Source organism: Streptomyces anatolicus, from assembly GCF_019400875.1.
GTDB classification, from domain to species: Bacteria; Actinomycetota; Actinomycetes; order Streptomycetales; family Streptomycetaceae; genus Streptomyces; species Streptomyces anatolicus.
This window is the reverse complement of record NZ_WMBF01000095.1, coordinates 1-18,051: the sequence shown is the minus strand read 5'-3', so window position 1 is coordinate 18,051 and position 18,051 is coordinate 1. Positions and strand designations below refer to the sequence as shown.

Annotated in this window: 19 protein-coding genes; 9 read left to right on the top strand and 10 right to left on the bottom strand. The window is 69.5% G+C overall.

All coding sequences use genetic code 11. The features are described 5' to 3' along the window. A partial coding sequence (locus tag GKQ77_RS12040) for a helix-turn-helix domain-containing protein (RefSeq protein WP_219688707.1) occupies window positions 1-412 on the bottom strand: 412 nt, incomplete at its 3' end. Window positions 413-544: 132 nt separating this feature from the next. Next, window positions 545-910 carry a DoxX family protein gene (locus GKQ77_RS12035; protein WP_219688706.1) on the bottom strand — a complete coding sequence of 122 codons (366 nt, stop codon included), beginning with the start codon at window positions 908-910 and terminating at the stop codon, window positions 545-547. A 60-nt stretch (window positions 911-970) separates the two neighbouring features. Here GKQ77_RS12035 and GKQ77_RS12030 point away from each other — a divergent pair, with 60 nt between their 5' ends. Next, on the top strand, window positions 971-1,852 hold the full coding sequence (locus GKQ77_RS12030) for a LysR family transcriptional regulator (protein ID WP_219688705.1): 882 nt from the start codon (window positions 971-973) through the stop codon (window positions 1,850-1,852). A 288-nt stretch (window positions 1,853-2,140) separates the two neighbouring features. Here GKQ77_RS12030 and GKQ77_RS12025 read toward each other — a convergent pair whose 3' ends face one another. Together GKQ77_RS12025 and GKQ77_RS12020 are read right to left on the bottom strand one after the other, a co-directional pair. Next, window positions 2,141-2,842 carry a cation efflux transmembrane domain-containing protein gene (locus GKQ77_RS12025; protein WP_219688704.1) on the bottom strand — a complete coding sequence of 234 codons (702 nt, stop codon included), beginning with the start codon at window positions 2,840-2,842 and terminating at the stop codon, window positions 2,141-2,143. Between the two features lies 1 nt (window position 2,843). Further along, on the bottom strand, window positions 2,844-3,179 hold the full coding sequence (locus tag GKQ77_RS12020; RefSeq protein ID WP_219688703.1) for an ArsR/SmtB family transcription factor: 336 nt from the start codon (window positions 3,177-3,179) through the stop codon (window positions 2,844-2,846). 288 nt (window positions 3,180-3,467) lie between these two features. Between GKQ77_RS12020 and GKQ77_RS33905 the strand changes: the two genes are divergently transcribed. The 3 genes from GKQ77_RS33905 to GKQ77_RS33895 all read left to right on the top strand — a co-directional run bounded on the left by GKQ77_RS33905 (window position 3,468) and on the right by GKQ77_RS33895 (window position 6,272). Continuing rightward, entirely contained in the window at window positions 3,468-3,833 is a 366-nt protein-coding gene (locus GKQ77_RS33905) for a hypothetical protein (protein WP_308117632.1), read from the top strand. Between the two features lie 50 nt (window positions 3,834-3,883). Next, window positions 3,884-4,132 (top strand): hypothetical protein, encoded by a 249-nt coding sequence (locus GKQ77_RS33900; protein WP_308117631.1) that lies wholly within the window; start codon window positions 3,884-3,886, stop codon window positions 4,130-4,132. Between the two features lie 241 nt (window positions 4,133-4,373). Further along, on the top strand, window positions 4,374-6,272 hold the full coding sequence (locus GKQ77_RS33895; RefSeq protein WP_219688702.1) for a ricin-type beta-trefoil lectin domain protein: 1,899 nt from the start codon (window positions 4,374-4,376) through the stop codon (window positions 6,270-6,272). Between the two features lie 309 nt (window positions 6,273-6,581). Here GKQ77_RS33895 and GKQ77_RS12005 read toward each other — a convergent pair whose 3' ends face one another. Beyond that, a complete protein-coding gene (locus tag GKQ77_RS12005) occupies window positions 6,582-7,031 on the bottom strand; it encodes an SRPBCC family protein (RefSeq protein ID WP_219688701.1) in 450 nt (149 codons plus the stop codon). A gap of 726 nt (window positions 7,032-7,757) precedes the next feature. On the opposite strand from GKQ77_RS12005, the gene GKQ77_RS12000 reads away from it, so the two are divergent. Continuing rightward, window positions 7,758-9,113, top strand: coding sequence for a hypothetical protein (locus GKQ77_RS12000; protein WP_219688700.1), 1,356 nt, complete (start codon window positions 7,758-7,760; stop codon window positions 9,111-9,113). Continuing rightward, window positions 9,110-10,033 (top strand): AAA family ATPase, encoded by a 924-nt coding sequence (locus tag GKQ77_RS11995; RefSeq protein WP_219688699.1) that lies wholly within the window; start codon window positions 9,110-9,112, stop codon window positions 10,031-10,033. The genes GKQ77_RS12000 and GKQ77_RS11995 overlap by 4 nt, the downstream gene beginning before the upstream one ends. Window positions 10,034-10,150: 117 nt before the next feature. Here the strand turns inward: GKQ77_RS11995 and GKQ77_RS11990 are convergent, their stop codons facing one another. Beyond that, the gene (locus GKQ77_RS11990) at window positions 10,151-11,389 is read right to left on the bottom strand and encodes an FUSC family protein (RefSeq protein ID WP_219688698.1); all 1,239 of its coding nucleotides are present in this window, start codon (window positions 11,387-11,389) and stop codon (window positions 10,151-10,153) included. 241 nt (window positions 11,390-11,630) lie between these two features. Here GKQ77_RS11990 and GKQ77_RS11985 point away from each other — a divergent pair, with 241 nt between their 5' ends. Together GKQ77_RS11985 and GKQ77_RS11980 are read left to right on the top strand one after the other, a co-directional pair. Beyond that, the gene (locus GKQ77_RS11985) at window positions 11,631-12,329 is read left to right on the top strand and encodes a hypothetical protein (RefSeq protein ID WP_219688697.1); all 699 of its coding nucleotides are present in this window, start codon (window positions 11,631-11,633) and stop codon (window positions 12,327-12,329) included. 124 nt (window positions 12,330-12,453) lie between these two features. Next, window positions 12,454-12,882, top strand: coding sequence for a DUF6896 domain-containing protein (locus GKQ77_RS11980; RefSeq protein WP_219688696.1), 429 nt, complete (start codon window positions 12,454-12,456; stop codon window positions 12,880-12,882). A gap of 7 nt (window positions 12,883-12,889) precedes the next feature. Here GKQ77_RS11980 and GKQ77_RS11975 read toward each other — a convergent pair whose 3' ends face one another. The 4 genes from GKQ77_RS11975 to GKQ77_RS11960 all read right to left on the bottom strand — a co-directional run bounded on the left by GKQ77_RS11975 (window position 12,890) and on the right by GKQ77_RS11960 (window position 17,251). Then, the gene (locus GKQ77_RS11975) at window positions 12,890-13,534 is read right to left on the bottom strand and encodes a hypothetical protein (RefSeq protein ID WP_308117630.1); all 645 of its coding nucleotides are present in this window, start codon (window positions 13,532-13,534) and stop codon (window positions 12,890-12,892) included. Window positions 13,535-14,155: 621 nt separating this feature from the next. Beyond that, complete coding sequence (locus GKQ77_RS11970; RefSeq protein ID WP_219688695.1) at window positions 14,156-15,103, bottom strand: Gfo/Idh/MocA family protein; 948 nt, start codon at window positions 15,101-15,103, stop codon at window positions 14,156-14,158. 103 nt (window positions 15,104-15,206) lie between these two features. After that, window positions 15,207-15,611 carry a VOC family protein gene (locus tag GKQ77_RS11965; RefSeq protein ID WP_219688694.1) on the bottom strand — a complete coding sequence of 135 codons (405 nt, stop codon included), beginning with the start codon at window positions 15,609-15,611 and terminating at the stop codon, window positions 15,207-15,209. Window positions 15,612-15,712: 101 nt separating this feature from the next. After that, the gene (locus tag GKQ77_RS11960) at window positions 15,713-17,251 is read right to left on the bottom strand and encodes an MFS transporter (RefSeq protein WP_219688693.1); all 1,539 of its coding nucleotides are present in this window, start codon (window positions 17,249-17,251) and stop codon (window positions 15,713-15,715) included. 62 nt (window positions 17,252-17,313) lie between these two features. On the opposite strand from GKQ77_RS11960, the gene GKQ77_RS11955 reads away from it, so the two are divergent. Then, the coding region (locus GKQ77_RS11955; protein ID WP_219688692.1) for a helix-turn-helix transcriptional regulator at window positions 17,314-18,051 on the top strand (738 nt) is incomplete at its 3' end.

The following is an 18,051-nucleotide window of genomic DNA, read 5'->3' as shown; positions in this document are numbered from 1 at the left end:
GAGCAGGGGCAGAGGTGCGGGCAGGGGGTTGGGTGTTTTCGGTGGTGGTCGGGGCCGCAGCCTCGGGTGCCGGATGCTTGGGCAGCGGTGGCGCTTCCGCCGGGCTGGGTGCGGCGGTGAACGTGGTCTGCACCGCAGCGTCCTGGACGGGCGCGGCCGCGTCGGCGGGGTCGGCGGGGTAGAGCCCCGCGAGCTTGTTCAGCAGTCGGGCGTAGGCGTTGCGCTCCGGCGGGCGCGGCTCGGTCTTGCCCGACTCCCAGCCGGAGACCGTGGCCCGCCGCACCTTCAGCGCGGTGGCCACCTCATCGATCGTCAGGCCGTGCGCGGCACGCAGCCGCTTGCGCTCCGCCGGCGGTGGCAGCGCGGCGCGGGACTCGACCAGTGCGTCGACCGCGTCGAACAACTCGGACATGGAACACCTCCAATCCCACCCTACCCTCAAGGATCGTACGGACCCCGCATTTACGCCGTACGAATGGCGTACGCATGACGTTCCGAACGTGGTGGGTGCGATGTGCTCGGTCAACGTTGAGCGATGCGGTCATCAGCAGGACACAGCCAAGGCCAACGAGGCGACGGCGGTGGCGAGGTAGAAACCCGGAAACGCGAGGTTGTAGAGCACGCGTGCGCGCAGATGGAAGGCGAGAGCGCCCAAGTAGAGGAGAACGAGACCGCAGGCCGCGGCGGCACCGAGGGGGCGCAATGCCGAGTCGAAGAGGCCGAGGAGGAGGCCTGCCGCACCAGCCAGTTTGAGGGCGGCGAGCCAGCGCAGCCAGGAGCGGGGCACTCCCACCTTCGCCGAGTTGACCAGTACGAAGCGCGCGCCGGCGAGGTCGGCTGCGGCGATAGCGACGTTGGCGGCGGCGGTGAACAAGGTGACGACGAGGAATGCGAGCTGGGTACCGGTCATGCCTTCAGGGTCCGCAGGCGCTTGGGCACCGTCCAATACCCGCTTCTATAACCTGGCGGCATGGACGTGGACACACGCCTGCTGCGGTACTTCGCCGCGGTAGCGGATGAGGGCAGCCTGACCGGGGCGGCGCAACAACTGTTCGTCTCGCAGCCCGCGCTGACCAAGCAGATCCGGCGCTTGGAGGACGACCTCGGAGTACCGCTCTTCGCACGTTCGCGGTCCGGGATGGCGCTGACGGAGGCCGGTCGGGAACTCGCCGCGCGGGTGCCCGCACTGCTGGACGACTGGGATGAGGCGGTACAGGCCACCGGCCGGGCGGCGCGGTTGCTGCGCCTGGGCTTTCTGGACGCGGGCGCCGTGGGCGGCATCCACGAGGTCATCGCCGGGTTCCGCCAGGCGCGGTCGGAGTGGCGGGTGGAACTGCGTCAGTTCGACTGGTCGGACCCGAGTGCCGGCCTGGCCCGGGGCGAAGTGGAGGCGGCAGTGGTGCGGCTGCCGTTTCCGGGGCAGGAGGGGCTGAACGTCCGGGAGTTGTTCGTTGAGGAGCGTGGAGTGTTGCTGCCTGCTCGACATCCGCTGGCGAACAGCGGGACGGTGGAGTTCCGGGAGCTGTGGGACGAGCCCTTCGTCGCGACCGGAGCCGAGACTGGAGCCTGGAGGGAGTACTGGCTGGCGACGGGAGAGCGGGAAGGGCGCCCCGTCCGGGTCGGAGCCGTCGCCAGCCGACCCGACGAGTGGCTCGGAGCGGTGGCTGCCGGCTGCGTAGCGTTGGCTCCGGCGTCGACGGCCCGTTTCTACTCCCGCCCGGACGTGGTGTTCCGTCCAGTCTGCGGGCTCTCACCGAGCCGGGTGGGGCTGGCCCGGCCAAAGGGCCACCCACGCGAGGCAGCGCTGGATCAGCTGCTGGAGGCCATCGCACGGCGGTTGAGCCGGAGTTGACGGCGGAGCCGAGAGAACGCCGACGCGCTGCCCGGCCGGACCGGCGCTACCCCCGGCGGCAGCCGCGTTTAAGGGGCTCGCCCAGCACGAGGACGCTGCGGCGACCGTCTCGGTCGGGTGCGCGTAGGCCGTGACCCGACCGCGCCGCCCCGCTTGCGCTCGGCCGAGCTGTACGCCGCCGTCCGTCGGCGTCATCCAGACCGGTACCGACATCTACCGGCTCCCCACACCAAAGCCCAGGCCAACAGCAACCGAGGCCAGCTGAAGCTCGCCCCGGCCTCTGTTGGCTCAAGTGCAGCACCCGCATCCTGGGCGGCAGCCGCAGGCGTCGTCGGCCGGGACGGCCGTCGTGGCGGGGGCCGCGCAGCAGCCCTTGCCCTGCCAGGCGTCGCAACCTTCCTTCACCGCGATGACGGCGATCACCAGTGCGGCGATCGGGTCGGCCCAGGACCAGTTCAGGGTCGCGTTGAGGACGAGGCCGACCAGGAGCGCGGCGGAGAGGTAGGTGCACAGCAGGGTCTGCTTGGAGTCCGCGACGGCGCTGGCGGAGCCGAGTTCGCGGCCGGCCCGGCGCTGGGCCGCGGACAGGAACGGCATGACCGCCAGCGAAAGGGCCGCGATGGCGATGCCGACGATCGAGCGGTCGGCTTCGCCGGTGCCGGTCAGCGCGCGCACGGCGTCGATGCCGACGTACGCGGCGAGCGCGAAGAACGAGACGGCGATGATCCGCAGCGTGGTCTTCTCGCGGGCTTCGCGCACCGTGTGCTCGCGGGCGGAGAACTGCCAGGCGACTGCCGCGGCGGAGGAGACCTCGATGACGGAGTCCAGGCCGAAGCCGATCAGGGCGGTGGAGGAGGCGGCCGTCCCCGCGGTGAGGGCGACAACGGCTTCGATGACGTTGTAGATGATGGTTGCGCCGACCAGCAGTCGTATGCGCCTGGTGAGCGCCTCGCGACGGGCCGGGGTCGGCCCGAGGGATATCGCGGTCATCTCAGCAGCAGCCCTTCGTCTCGGCGTCCGGGCAGTTCTTGTCCGCCTCCACGGTGACCACGGCGGTGCGCAGATCGTCCAGCGCGTGCCCCAGACGCTCGTCGGCCAGCTCGTAGCGAGTCCGCCGTCCATCGGGCAACGCTACGACCAGGCCACAGTCGCGCAGGCAAGCCAAATGGTTCGACAACCGGGTACGGGAGACACCGATCATGTCGGCGAGATCGGCGGGGTAGGCGGGGGCGTCGCGCAGGGCGAGCAGGACGCGGCAGCGGATGGGGTCGGCGAGCGCGCGGCCGAACCGGGCCAGCACCTCGATGTCACGGGCGAGAGTCAGCACCCCACAACAGTACAGATAATCCTGAATTCAGAGAACCATGGATTGTCGGGGGAGGCGTCACACCCCGAAACAGCTCCCGATCAGACCTCCCCAGCCACACCGCCGACCCCGTCGTCGCTCCCAGCCGGTGGCGTCGGCATGCAGCAGTAGCGGGACCGACGTGGCAGCAAAAGCGCGGGGGTGCGCCTGCGCTATGCCACCGTGGACCTCAGCGGCGCGGTGCTTACCTCCCCCGTAGCGGTCACCGCCCATCCCGCCCCCTTCCGCGTCAGAGAGGAGGGTGCGGGGGTGGACGAGAGCCTGCTGAAACGCGCCAAGAAGGAGGTGCGGGTTCGGATGGACTCGGTGCGCGGGGTGGATGCCGCGCACCTGGTCCTGGCCGACCTCGACCTGACCGGCTGTCTGTTCTCCGGCGCTTTTCACCTCGACCAGCTCAGGCTGGAAGGCCCCTGTACCTTCGCCGGCGTCCCACCCGGCACGTACTGGCGACGCTGGCGTCCGGTACGGTTCACGCCGCGCCGCACCCTCGCCGAAGAACACCACTGGCGTGCGATCCAGCCGACAGCTGTCCCAGGATGGACGGCGGCGCCCGGACCCGTCGGGCCGGTCTTGGCTGGCTGGCTGCCGCCATGCTGGTCACCATCGTGCTGCTGATGGGATTCGGGCTCCCCAAGGCCTCCCCGAAGCAGTAAGCGACCGGCACAGTGCCGTTCGGCGGAGGCAAGGTCACTTTCGAGATCGATAGGACGGATCTCCAGAACCCCACGGAAGACCGGTTCACGTGCAAGCGCTTTGAGAAAGCCCTGAACGTCACCCTCAACTCGGTCGTGTTCCGCTCCTCCGGCCAAGACCTCACCACTGCCGGCACCTACATCGAAATGGCGTCCCGCGTGACCGAGCCCATCCTTCTGGGCCTGGCGGTCCTGGCCGTCCGTAACCGCGTCAAACGCTGATCGGTACTCCCCCAGTCCCCTGCGGCTCCCGTACGAGGGAACGCCATGACCTTCGACGCGGCTTGCCCTCGGCGTCCCGTTCCGCCGTTCCAGGGCTTCCACAGCATCGCTGGTCAGAGCCTGAGCCGGCGTTCCAACGTCCCCGGTCGCCCGATCTCGCTGGTGTACGGGACGGAGCACCCCCAAGACTCTGGGCATTTCCGATCTCTGAACGGAGAGACGCATCATGCGGTTATCACCGGTGCCACGAACGAGCACCCCGTCCCGGTCTGGCCCGCGCGGCTCATGGTGGGCAGCGGTCCTGACCACGCTGCTGGCCGTCGGCCTGCTCGTCGGCGTCGTGCCCGGGCCGGGTGGTCAAGCGGCGCGGGCGGACGGAAAGCCGGTGGGGACGGCGCGGCAGGCCGCCGAGAGGGCCCCGTCGTTCGCCACGTACAACATGGAGGGTTCCCACCGTGGACAGCGCTGGACCGGTGAAGCCGGCCCGTTGACGGAGCAGCACGAAATCCTTGCCCTCCAGGAGGTCGGCAGCGGCCCGCCGACCGACGCGCACGGTACGGAGCCCGAGTCGATCCCCATCCCCATGGACGTGACGCGGCCCCCCGGCCTGCCGCGCTCGGTCAACCACTCGCGGTGGCAGTACGGTCGTTCGACCGGTGAAGGTGGCCGGCCACCACGCCACGTGTACTACCTGCAGACCGACCCGCAGCACAGCCGCACGACAGGGCGGGACGCGTGGATCGGCGGCCGGGTCAACCTCGCGATCGTCACCGCCGAAGAGGCCGCCGAGGTCCGGGTCATCGAGAACCCGATGTACAACCCGGGCGAGACCAACAACGCGTACCGCCTTCGCCGGGCCCTTGGTGTACGGATCGGCAACACCGTCTACTACAACGTGCACGCGCGCGGCGCGGACGTCGGCGGCCTGCTCCAGGGCATCCGCGACGCGACCCGGCCCGGCGAGCGGTGGGTCATGCTCGGCGACTTCAATCTCAACATCCGCAACCGCAGTGACGAGCAGGCCCGCGACCAGAGTCTCCATCTGCGCGCCGACGAACAGCTGGTACGGCCGAACAGGGCCACGCACCAGAACGGCGGTGAACTGGACTACGCGATCACCCACGGCATGCCCCGGTACACCGCGGCTGTCCCCTCGGGACGCGGCGCGGACCACTACCCGGTGCAGTTCGCACCCCACCCCACTCCCGTGACGGCCGCGCCCGACCGCGCGACCCACACCTTCTCCTCCGCCTTCGAGAACGCCCGGACCGGGTGGGTCATGAGCGTGACGAACGACGGCCGTGTGATCAGCGGCAGCGACCGGTTCGACGACCGCCAGCGGTTCCGCATGGGCACCGTCGAGGGGCACTGGTACCGCTTCAACTACGGCGACAGCCCGCCCGGCGCCTCCGCCGTTCGCGGCGCCCTCGCAGGCCGGGCGGCGAGGCCCCGGGGGTGCCCCGGTCTCAACCCGTGGCTGCCGCTGCAGGTGCTGCTGCTGCCGTGTGACTCGAAATACGCTCAGTGGCAGCCCGAGTCCCCCGAGGAGTCGGACGGCACGCTGATCTGGCGCAACTCCACCCGTCCGGAACTGTGTCTGACCGGTACGCCGATGCTGGAACGCGTCCTGGCCCTGCCGTGCGACGGCAGCCTGGCCCAGCGGTGGTGGGACAACTCCCGTGCCGTCGAGGAGAAGACCTGGGAGGCCGGGGAGAGCAAGACGCGGCTGCGCGCGTCGAACGGCCTCTACCTCTCCGCCCGGGACGGGGGCAAGAGCGACGAGACCGAGCTGACCACCTACAGCCACGGGGACATCTCGCGCTGGGACATCCAGTACGCCGGTCCCGGTGACAACATCGCGCGGATCAAGGGGATCGACAGCGGCAAATGCGTCGACGTCCTGGACAGCGACGATTCCGGTATCGGCACCACTTCCGTACTGGGTGACTGCGGTACCGGCAACAGCAAGAACGACGGTACGGGCCGCCGCTGGCTGGTGGAGACCTACGTCGACGGCTCCCTCCGCCTTCGCAACGAGGCCAACCACCTGTGCCTCGTCGCGCCGCTGAGGGAGACGGAGGACGTGACAGTCGACGAATGCGGCACTGACGCGCGTCAGCGCTGGACGATCGCGCCGTGACGCCTTAGCGGCGTAGGCATCACAGCCACGGGAACGACAGGGCCTGGCTGGCTGTGGCCGGGTGGCGGTTCACGGCCCCTTGACCCGCTGCCCGACCACCTCTGTCTCGTGCGGTGTGTTCGTGCGTGGGTTCCCCGCGTTCCGCTGATACGGGACAAGACGACGTCGCCGGCCTCGCCTGCACCACGCCGTCGGCTCCCGAGGCAGGTCTCGGGGCCCACGCAAGAACCCGCGGTCGGGTTCGTCAAAAGCATCTCGCCGGGGGCGCGGGGCTGTTCGTAGTGGAGCAGGGGTGCCGGGCCCGACCGCTCAGTCGAAAGTGCTGGCCAGGTAGGCGTTGCGGATGCTGATGAGGCGGCGCATGTACCGGCGCAGGAGGAGTCCGTCGACGATGCGTCCGACACTCCCCAGCGGTGAGGCGAAGTCGATGACGTCTCTCATGATGGTTCCGCCGGCGCCGTCCGGCTCGAAGTGGTGGGCGTGACGCCATCGCTTGAAGGGCCCGGACTCCTGCTCGTCCACGAAGCATCGGGGCCGGTCGTAGCAGGTGATACGGGCCTTGAGCCGCCAGGTCAGGCCGAGATGGCGAGCTTGGAAGGTCACCGTGTCACCGAGCGCCAGCTCTCCCCGGGTCTTGCCGCCGACCGCGCGCTCCGACGAATCGGTCATCGAGCGGGTATGCGCCTCCACGTCCAGACATACCGCGAACACCTGGCCCGGGGGCGCGGCGACGGCTGTCACCACCTCGAAATTCGGCACAAGCTCACCCTAGACACCGGGCATTCCGGGCCGTTGGCCGGGTCGGGCGCAGGTCTCGTCTCGGCTCGGCGGCACCTCTTCTCCAGGGTCGCGCGAGGCGCTTCGAGCCCTGGTGGCCACCCGCTACCAGGGCAGCACCGAGCGGTGTGCGGCGCCGCTCGAAGGTCGGCGACGGCCCGTGCGGAGGCGCCGTGGTCGCGGGTAAAGCCTGCGGGCACTACGCGTGTCCTGACTCTGCTGCCGGCTGCCTCGCCGGTGCACCTACAGGAGTCTCGTCCTCCGCTGTCCGACCTCGTCTTGGGATACGGCGAGCTTCCGTCTACGCCAGATAGAGAGCCGCCAAGCGGGGCAGGCGGCGGTCGAGCGAGGGTCGAGCTGCTTTACACCATGAACATTTCCGTCATGGCGGCAGTGACCCGAAGAGCCGCTGTCTTTCACTCAGAAGTGGGGCCAACCCCCGTACCTGTGGAGATGGTCCCGGGTGGCGCTGGTCGCAGTCCAGAAAACGACCTCGAAAGCATGAATGTCGGACAGTCGGCCAACCCATGAGTCTACTTGTGGCATCCGCGGTATCGGGCAGTCGTTCGCGTTGGCTGCAGTGGGCGGCTTTGTCGCGGGGGGTGAGCCGTCGGCGTTGGCGGCGTTGTCCGGGGACGGACAACAGGGCGCTGGGCGTACGTATCCGATCCCGCCGGACCGTTGGTCGATCATCGATCGAGGAGTCTCGTGTCGACTGTTCCCACATCCATCGTCCTGGTCGACGGTGAGCACTACCCGCCGGTGACCGCGCGGGCGGTCGCGCGTATGCGCGAGGCCGGGGAGCACGTTGTTCTGGCACTGCTGGTGGGCGGTGGGGAGAAACTGGGGACCCGCGCCCTGGACCTGGGGGTGCCGGTCCGCACGGTGAACGATCCGGAACGCGCGCTGGCCGCGGCCATCGTCGAGACGGGCGCCACGCGGGTACTGGACCTGTCGGACGAGCCGGTCCTGCACAACACCCGCCGCTTTCGCATGGCTTCGATCGCGGTGTGGCGCGATGCCTCGTATGTCGGCCCCGACTTCGTGTTCACCCCACCGCGCCGGACCCCGGTGCGCGGCGCCGCCTCGGTGGCGGTGATCGGGATGGGCAAGCGCACCGGCAAGACCGCGATCTCAGGCGCCGCCGCCCGCGCCTATCGACACGCGGGGTTGGCCCCGGTGATCGTGGCGATGGGGCGCGGTGGTCCCGCCGAGCCCCAAGCCGTGGCGGCCGACGCCGGTTTGACGCCCGAGACCCTGCTCGAGTGGGCCGACCGGGGCCGGCACGCCGCAAGCGACCACATCGAGGACGCCCTGACGACGGGCGTGCCCACCGTGGGGACCTGGAGGGCAGGAGGTGGCCTGGCCGGTGCCCCGTTCCACACCGACTACGACCGTGCGCTGGAGAAGGCCGTCGGCCTCGATCCGAACGTGCTGGTGCTGGAGTCCAGCGGGGCGTCCATCCCTCCGGCCGCCGCCGACGCGACGATCCTGGTGGTGGACGTGCACATCGACCCGGTCGACCTCTACGGCTACTTCGGTCTCTACCGCCTGTTGCTGGCCGACCTGGTGGTCTTGACCATGTGCGAGGGCGACGAGGGCCGCAGACGCGCGGAAGCGATCGAGGCGGACATCGCCGAACACTGCGTCACGCGCCCCGACACCGTCCGTGCCGTCCTGCGCCCGCACCCCCTGGCCGATGTGGCCGGCAAGCAGTTGTGGCTGGCCACCACGGCGCCACGGCAAGCGGGTCCCACGCTCGCCGCGCACCTCGAACACGTGCACGGCGCGCATGTCGTGGGCATCAGCCACGCCCTGGGCGACCGCCGGCAACTGGCCCGCGATCTCGGGGAACGCGCACCGGAGACCGACGTCCTGGCCGTCGAACTGAAGGCGGCCGGCGTGGACGTCGTCACCCGCTTCGGCGCCGAACACGGCATCGAGACGGTCTACGTCGACAACCGCCCCCTCACCCTCGACGGCGACACCCTGGAGCCCCACCTGCTGTCCGTGGCCCACCTGGCCCGCCGACGACACGCGAGCGCGGGAGAAGAACGCGGATGAACGCCACCACGCCGGGCATCGAGGTCCACACCGGCTCCCAGCGTCTGCCCTTCTCCGAAGGTCTGCTCGCCTCCTCGTTCATGACCGCCGGAGTACTCCCCGGCGAGGCGTTCCCCGCCGCCCGACGCGTGCACGAGCGGCTGACCGCCCAAGCACTCCCCCTCGTTACGACCCGCACATTGCGCGATCTGGCCTGCACGGTCCTGAGCGAGATCGACGAACAGCACGCGCGTCGCTATCGACGATGGCAGCGCGTAGACAACCTCCAGGCACCGCTGATCGTCCTGCTGGGCGGTGTGACCGGTGTGGGCAAGTCCACGATCGCGACCCAGCTGGCCGTACGGTTGCGCATGACTCGGGTCATCTCCACCGACACCGTCCGCGAAGTCCTGCGCGCCGCGGTGCCACCGGATCTGCTTCCCGCTCTGCACACCTCCAGCTTCCACGTCGTACCCTCCCCCTGCCCGACCCCCGAAGAACCGGCCGAGGCTCTGATCACCTCCTTCCGGGAGCAGGTCCAGGCCGTCTCCGTGGGCGCCCGGGCCGTCATCGCCCGCGCCGTCGAGGAACAGACGTCGATCATCGTCGAGGGCTCCCACGTGGTCCCCGGCCACCTGGCGCACTGGGCCCGTCAATTCCCCCGAACCCTCCTGCTGCCCGTCGTGCTGACGGTGTCCGACGCCGACACCCACAGGAACCACTTCCTGCGCAGAGGCCGTGAAACCGGATCCCGCGTCGGAGAGCGCTACCTCCGCGAGTTCGACAACATCCGCCTCATCCAGGCCTGGCTGCGCGACCAGGCCGTCGACCACGGCGTCACCGTCATCGAGGTCACCGAGAGCGAGGCCGTCCTCCAGGACATCGTCGCCGTCATCGCCGACACCGCGTCCGCCAAGGGGGCGGGGGCAGAGCGCGGCTGACGGCGGCCATCCGGCGTCTCCGCGTTCGGCTGGCGGACGCCGAACGGGCAGCAGGACCTCGATCGACGCGCGGGTGCCGTCGCGCTCGCTGTGGGCCCGGAAGACAGGAGCGGGGTTTCACGTCTCCACGGCCGGCTGCCGCTCCGTGCCGCTCTCGCCGCGCAGCCGGCGGCGCAGCGCTGCGAGCCGCGGGTGGCGCTCGTTGAGCTCCGCCGAGCGGCGGTCCAGCTCCTGCATGAGGCGCTCGGTGCGCTTGTCGAGGTCCAGTTCGTCGAGGATCCGGTCGATCTCGGCGAGCAGCGCGCCGTGCAGCTGCCACTGCCTGGGGTGCTCCTGCACGTCTTCCAGCAGCATCTCGGCGACTTGGTCGCGGGTGGCCCGGCTCGCGGCCAGGGCCTCGGTCAGCCGCTCCTCGGCCTGCTCCGCGTTGGCGGCCACCTGGGTGGTGATCAGCCGGGCGAAGCTCTCGATGGCCTCGGCCACCTGCTCGAACAGCTGTTGAAGGCCGGCCGACACGTCCGGCGGGAACAGCGGTTCGTCCGTACGGAACTTCGCCAGGTCGGTCAGACTTCGGGTCAGCACACGCAGCACCACCGCGCAGATCTCCAGGGTGTCCAGCCCCGTCCGGAGCACCACCCGGGACAGCAGTCCCTGCCGTACGCGCGGGTTCATCCGCAGGCTCTCCTCCGCCTGCCGCAGCGAGGCGTCGACCTCCACGATGTCGTGGTCCAGCCGCCGCGCCTCGTGCAGTCTGGCGGCCGCGTGCGGGAAGGGGAGGTTGCCCCCGGCGATCTCCGTGCCCATGGTGCGAAACATCCGGCCCATCCCGCGCGCCAGCCCGTCGATGGACATCCCCGCAGACTGCGTCCATACAGGGGGCGCGAACAACAGGTTGAACAGCAGACCCACCCCGGCGCCGATCAGCGTCTCCAGGACCCGGTGCCAGGCCGCCGACGTGGCCTGGGAGACGCCCAGGACCAGCATCGCGCTGATCGCCACCTCGGGCACGAACTCGTTCACTCGTACGAAACGGCCAATGATGAGGGAGGTGAAGATCGTCAGGCCCAGGCTCCACCAGGTCAGCCCTACCAGGGCGGTGAAGCCGATGGCGATGAGGACGCCGACGATGACGGAGTTCACGCGTCGGATACCGGTGGTGAGGGTCGCGTACAGGGTGACCTGGACGACCAGGAGCGCGGTCAGCGGGGCCGTCAGGGGAGCGGGTTGTGCGGGCAGGACCATCAAGGCGGCGCTGAAGGAGATGACGGCCGCGGCCGTGGAGCGCAGGGTCTGCGCGGCGACGGGTTCGGTGGTCCGCCGCACCAGTTTGATCACGGGGGCTGATACGTCCGGCATTACATTCACGTTCCCGATCATGGGCTTCTCACCACACTTCAGCACCAGAGCCCCCCGAACGCCGTCTCGCCCCGCCCGTCACGAACGCGCGGCAGCCGTTCCCCCGGTGCCTGACGCTCGGCTTCGTCCACGGACAGGCAGGGTCCGAGGGTGCAGTTGGTCACATGGAGCCCGATGGGATTTTGCCCTTGGGGACGGGTGCCTAGGTTGTAAGGCCGACCCGACGGATCCCCTCATTCTGATGCTCACGCGAGGCGAGCCCCTCGACCGTGAGGCCGTACGAACGGAGTGTGAGGCGTTCCGGCAGGGCATGCGGCGCCGCTTCAGCACCCTGTCGGGCGTCTTCCAGACCAAGGAGGAGGAGCCGCCCGATCGCCTGGTGCTGCTGACGAAGGCGACGCTGGCCGACAACTTCTACTCGTTGCGGCACAACGGTATCTCCATCATCGCCCTCGGCAACTGGCAGAGGTGGATGGCCCCGCCGTCGATCCTGGAGTTCGTGCTGACGCTCACGGTCCGAGAAGCGATTGCCGCTGTCTCCCCTCGCTTGCGGGGCTCAGTCCACCTGGGAACGAAGGGCTGCGTGGGTGATGTCACTCCTGTATTGAGCGACGTCCGTCAGAAGGTGATGTCCTCGTATCTCTGCAGTTATTGCAGAAGGGCCTTGGAGGAAGACGGGGTTTCGGATCTGATCCCAGACGTGGAAGTGATGCTGTCCAAATCATGGATCGGAACGGCTGACGACTCCTCGTCGCCGGCCGGGGTGGTGTCCGCACTCGGCCATGACTTGTTCATCGTGAAGGGCCTGGAACCGACTGCTTGGGAGCATGTGCGCAGCACGTTGCGACGGGACGGTACGCAACAGCTCCTGACGTTGCTCCAGACGACTCTTGCGGCAGTGCTGATAGCCGGCTTGATCGTTGCTCTCGGGCTGAAGTAGGCGACGGACGGCACCACCGTCCTGATCAAGGGCGATCACCTCGACTGGGTCTCCGCCGCCCGCTTCGGCGGCCGCGTGGAAAAATCACTCCAGCCACGCCACGGGCTCAGGAGGATGACGCCGTATGGAACAGGTTGGGGCAGCGCGAGACCTCGTGCTCGGTTACGTCCGCGCTCTGAGCGCGATTGATGAGGCCATGAGGGCGGCGATCCCCTCGCTCGAGCGGCTGGCGGACATCGTCGGCCTGGCCCGTTCACGCCAGATCAGCCGGAGCGGGCAAATCGGTACCTACTTCTACAACGTTCATGGGGCAGGGTGCCGCTTCGAGAGCGACAACGGCACTGAGGTCGATGTGGACTTCACAGCCGACGGGAGCCAAGTCTTCGACCTCTGGCGGCTGCGCTGGTATGGGCTGAGCCTGCCGGAGCCCCTTGACGCCAGGGATCAGGAGCTGCGAGCAGCGGCGCGGTCGCTGCAACCGCTTCTGACCGAGGTGCGGTCAGCGTGGTTCAGCGTAAGGGTCCGCCCGTCACATGGGAGTGGGGCCCGGTGACGGCAGATCAGGTGCGCAGGGTGATGCCGAAACGGGTTCGCATTCGGCGCAGTTCCCATAGCGAGACGGCGGTCACCGACAGCGGTCCGCCCAGCATGGAGCAGAACTGGACGACCGGCGGGCCCCCCGGCATGCCGCCGCCGATCAGGTTGAAGACCGCGAACACCCATACCAGCGCCATGGTGAGGACGGGCGGCAGCAGGGGGTGGACCTGGGCGCTGTTGAAGGCGCTGCGGGCCGAGTACAGCGACGCCAGGAAGAAGAAGGGAAAACCCCACACGATCACGACGATCGCGGCGATGCCCAGTACGTATTCCCACCAGCTCCGCCCGTCGTTGACGTCCAGGGTCTGGCCCGTAAGGGCGAGGATTCCGCCGATGACGGCCAGCGTCAGTACGTACCAGCCGACGGCCTTGAGCGGAGCGCGCAGCCGGGAGCGCAGATGCGGCCGCAGGGGCGGGGGCGCGTAGTAGATGAATCCGAGGATGACCAGCGGCCCGGCGACGAGCAGCACGAACGGGGCTACGAGGAGGTTGGCGACGCCGCTCCACGCCGCGTCCTCCCAGCGGTTCCGGTCCACGTTGTAGACGAGGATCAGGGCGATCGTGGCGGCGGCCCCGAGCACCGTGCGGGCCAGCTGGACGCGGTCCACGGCGCGGTCAACTATTCGACCCTCACCCTCCTGCGCGAAGAGCCTGGTGGCGACGCGATGTGCGGAGCGCAGGATCGCGGAGACGAGCCCGAAGAGTGAGAGGTACGACAGGCAGCCGCGGCGACGCCGGACGGCTGGCCTCGCGGGTTGGGGGGCGTAGGGGTACGGAGGCTGGTTCGGGTTCGCGTTCGGGTCTCGGTACGGGCCCGGGTTCGGTGGTGGTGGTACGTACGGGCCGCCGCCCTGCGGTGATCCGTATGGAGCGCCCCAGCCGCCCTGGCCTCCCGGTCCGTTGCCGCCAGGCTGGCCCGGGCCGTTGCCCGGCCCCCATCCCCCCGTAGCCATGCCGTTCCCCGTTCGACTTTCGGCCAGTTGTCGCGTGTCCTGTGACGCCACGCACGGCGCAGTGTAGTGGCACATCCGGTGACAGAGGTCGCGCGCGTTGCCGGTCGCGGCGCCTTGCGTGCCGGGCCTTCACACGCTCGCGTCGGCTACGACCGCGACGCGGTCGTCGCGGCCTCACGCAGGCCTGGAACTCGGGCGTCGTCCAAGGGCAGGCCGGTGGCGGCCTGGAGCCCTGCTGCCGCGCCGTCAGGGCGGCTCGGCGGCAGGGCTGGGTGGTCACTTCGCGGGGTTGACCTGGCGGTTGATTCGGCAGGTCAGGTCCAGCGCGGCCAGGGCGCTCCCCGGGCTGATCTCGTTGGTGGCCTCACCTCGCAGCACGGCCAGTACGTGGTCGATCATCGCCGTGTACTGGTCGGCGGCAGGCAGCTTCACCTCGTGGGCGCCCTCATCGTTGTAGGCGGTGAGGGCGCCGGTCGGCTTGCCGTCGTAGCCCATGGTCGAGGTCCACTCGAGGACGCCGTGGGTGAAGGCGGCGGTGTAACCACCGCGGGCGCCCCACGGCTTGGGTCGCAACGCGGAGACCGAGCTGCGGGCGATCGCGCCGTCGAAGGCCAGGGTCGCCTCGACCGCGCCGGCGTCCGCGTCGCGGCCCACCGCGGTGACGTGCACCTGGTCCGGTGTGCCGAGAGCGCGGGTGATGAGGTCCAGGTCGCTGTGCATGGCCTCCATCGGGAGCTGCTTCAGCCCGAGCGAGGCGCCCGGCCACAGCAGGGTGACGGCGTTCCAGCAGGTCAGCTCCTGGAGTCGGCCGTAGGTGCCGTCGCGTACGGCGTCGGTGAGGGCCTGGTTGGCAGGGATGAACCGTTCGAACATGTCCACGAACACGTGCCGGTCGCTCGACTCGGCCGCCGCCACGATCCTGCGGCCCTCCTCCAGGGAACCTGCCATGGGCAGTTCGGTCAGAACGTGCTTTCCGGCCTCCAGGGCGCGCAGCACCATCGGTGCGTGCAGCGGGATGGGGAGGCAGACATCGACCAAGTCGAAGGAGGGGTCGGTGAAGGCGGCGTCCAGGTCCGTGTCGGCGGCGAACCCGAACTGTCCGGCCACGCGTGCGGTCTTATCCGCGTCGCGGCCGAACAGCACCACCTCTTCTACGTCGTTCCGGGCGGCGTAGACGGCGGCGTGCGCCTGGCCGAAGTTGGTTCCCAACAGGGCGATCTTCATGAGGGTTTGGTTCCTTTCCGTGGGCGGTCAGGAGCAACTCCTTTGATCAGGGGGAACTCCTGTGATCAGGGGGGACTCCTGTGGTCAAGAGGAACTCCTGTGGTCAGGAGGGTTGGGCCTGGCTGATGCACAGCGGCTGGCCACAGGGGTCAAGCAGGACGGTCCAGTGGTCGCCGCCGGGCTGGAAGTCGGGCTTGCTCGCCCCGAGTTCCAGCAGCCGCTTCTCCGCGGCGACCGCGTCGGGGAACGCCAGGTCCATGTGGAAGGGCAGGTCCTGCTGGGGCCAGGCGGGTGCGGTGAAGGAGCTGGAGGTCCAGAAGATGTACATCGTGTCGCCGACGGTGACGGGGAAGGCGACCTCGTTGCCGTGTTCGTCGGAGTAGGGCTCGCCTACCTCGCTGCCCAGCGCGGCGGCGTAGAACTCGGCGAGACGACGCCCGTCGTCGGCCCAGATCGCGTACGAGGTCACCGAGCCCTTGAGGGCATCAGCGGAGTGGGTGGTGCTCATGGTGGGGATTCCTTTTCTCGGTGGTGCGGTCGCTCGTGTGCGGACCGCAGTCAGGGGTGAGCCAACGCAGGACAGGGCGAGGCAAAGCAAGGCAAGGCGTGTCAGCCGACCCGGGCCGCCTCGGCCTCCCGCTCCGGCTCCCGTTCGCGCTCCCGTTCCCCCTCCAAAACGGCCCCGCCGCTCACCGGAGACGTAGTGCCGACATTCCTCGGCAGAGCGAACAGGACAGCGGACGCGGCGAGGAACGCGGCAGCCACGTACCACAGGGAGCCGGCGAAGGCATGCGGCATCTGCCGCGCCTGCGTGGTGGGATCGCCCGGTCCGAGCCGGTCGAAGAAGACGACCGAGGACAGGGCCACGCCGACCGCCTGGCCGAGCTGCATGGTGGTGTTGGTCAGACCGGAGGCCGAGCCGGCGTGCTCGTGGGGAACCTCGGAGAGGATCGCGTCGGTCAGCGGGGCAATGATCATCCCCATGCCCAGGCCCATCGGGATCAGCGGCATCATCGTCTGCCACAGGGCGATGTCGGTGCCGTAGTGGCCGGCCAGGCAGACGAATGACACCATGCCCGCGGCGGCCAGCAATCCCCCGGCCTGCAGCACCCGGCGGCCGTAGCGCGCCATCAGCACCTGCATCGACAGTCCGGCGCCGGCCATCATGGCCGCCGACAACGGCATCCCCGACAGCCCTGCCTTCAGCGGCGAGAAGCCGAGACCCAGCTGCAGATAGAGCGTCCAGGCCAGGAAGAACACGCCCGAGGCCAGACCGAACAGCAGCTGCACTCCTTGCCCGCCGGCGAAGCTGCGCCGGGAGAAGAGCGACAGCACCACCAGCGGCGATCCGCCGCGCCGCGCCAGGCGCCGCTCCCAGGCCACGAACGCGGCCAGGAGGGGCACGGAAGCGGCCATCGACCCGTACGTCCAGGCGGGCCAGCCCAGCTCACGGCCCTGCGTGAGCGGCAGGACAAGCGCCAGCAGACCGGCCGTGGCCAGCAGTACGCCCACCAGGTCGAGACGGGCCGCCCGCTCGGCCTTCGACTCGCTGATCAGCAGGGTCCCGGCGATCAGCCCGGCGACACCCAGCGGCAGGTTGACCAGGAAGACCGGCCGCCAGCCGAGCCCGAACAGATCGCCCTCGACCAGCAGCGCACCGACCAGAGGCCCGCCGAGCGTACCCAGCGCCATGACCGAACCGTAGATCCCGAAAACCTTGCCCCTCTCCTGCTCAGGGAAGGTGACGTGGATGATCGAAAGCACCTGCGGCACCATCAGCGCGGCCATCGCGCCCTGCGCGACGCGCCCGGCCAGCAGTGTCTCCGGGTTCCCCGCGACACCGCACACCAGCGAGGTGAGCGTGAAGCCGACGACGCCCAGCAGGAAGATCTTCTTGCGTCCGAACAGGTCGCCGAGCCGGCCACCGGTGATCAGCCCGAGCGCGAACGCCAGCGCATACCCGCCGGTGATCCACTGGACCTGCGCCGTGGACGCGCCGGTCTCGGCCTGGATGTCGGGCAGAGCGATGTGGACCACGGTGACGTCGACCGCGTCCATGAAGGAGGCGACGAGTACGACAACGAGTGCCGCCCACCTTCGCGGATCCGCCGCGCTTGTGAGGTTTCGGGAGGATTTGTTCTCGGACATGCCTTCACGTTAGGACCCTTTTAGGACACCTCACGTCCTTAAAGGACGGCATTCTGGGAAACATGACGACCGACCTTCCCGCCCGGATGCTCCGGCTGCTCTCCCTGCTGCAGACGCGCCGCGAGTGGTCCGGCACCGAACTCTCCGAGCGGCTCGGCGTCACCGGCCGCACCGTCCGCCGCGACATCGACCGCCTGCGCGAGCTGGGCTACCCCGTCGAGGGCACCACCGGCCACGCCGGCGGCTACCGGCTGGCCTCCGGCACCGCCATGCCGCCCCTCATCCTCGACGACGACGAGGCCACCGCCACCGCCGTCGCCCTGCGCACCGCCGCCGGCCATCTCACCGGCATGGAAGAGACCACCCTGCGCGCCCTCGCCAAACTCGAACAGGTCCTCCCCGCCAGGCTGCGCACCCAGGTGGCCGCAGTGCACCAAACCACGGCCACCATCGGCTGGGAGACCCGCATGGTGCGCATTGACGCCAAGCTGCTGGCCGCCCTCGCCGCCGCCTGCCGCGACCATGAATCCGTCACCTTCGACTACACCACCCGGCACGGCGCCTCGGCCTCACGCCGGGTCGAACCCCACCACCTCGTCGCCTCCGGTGGCCTGTGGTATCTCCTGGCTCACGACACCGGCAGGGACGACTGGCGCATCTACCGCCTCGACCGCATCCGCCACCTCACCCCCAACCGGAGCCACTTCGCGCCCCGCCCGGTACCGGGCGACGACCCCGCCGCGTACGTCGCCGGGAAGATCGCCGGCGCCCCCACCCGCCACCGCGCCGTCGCCACCGTC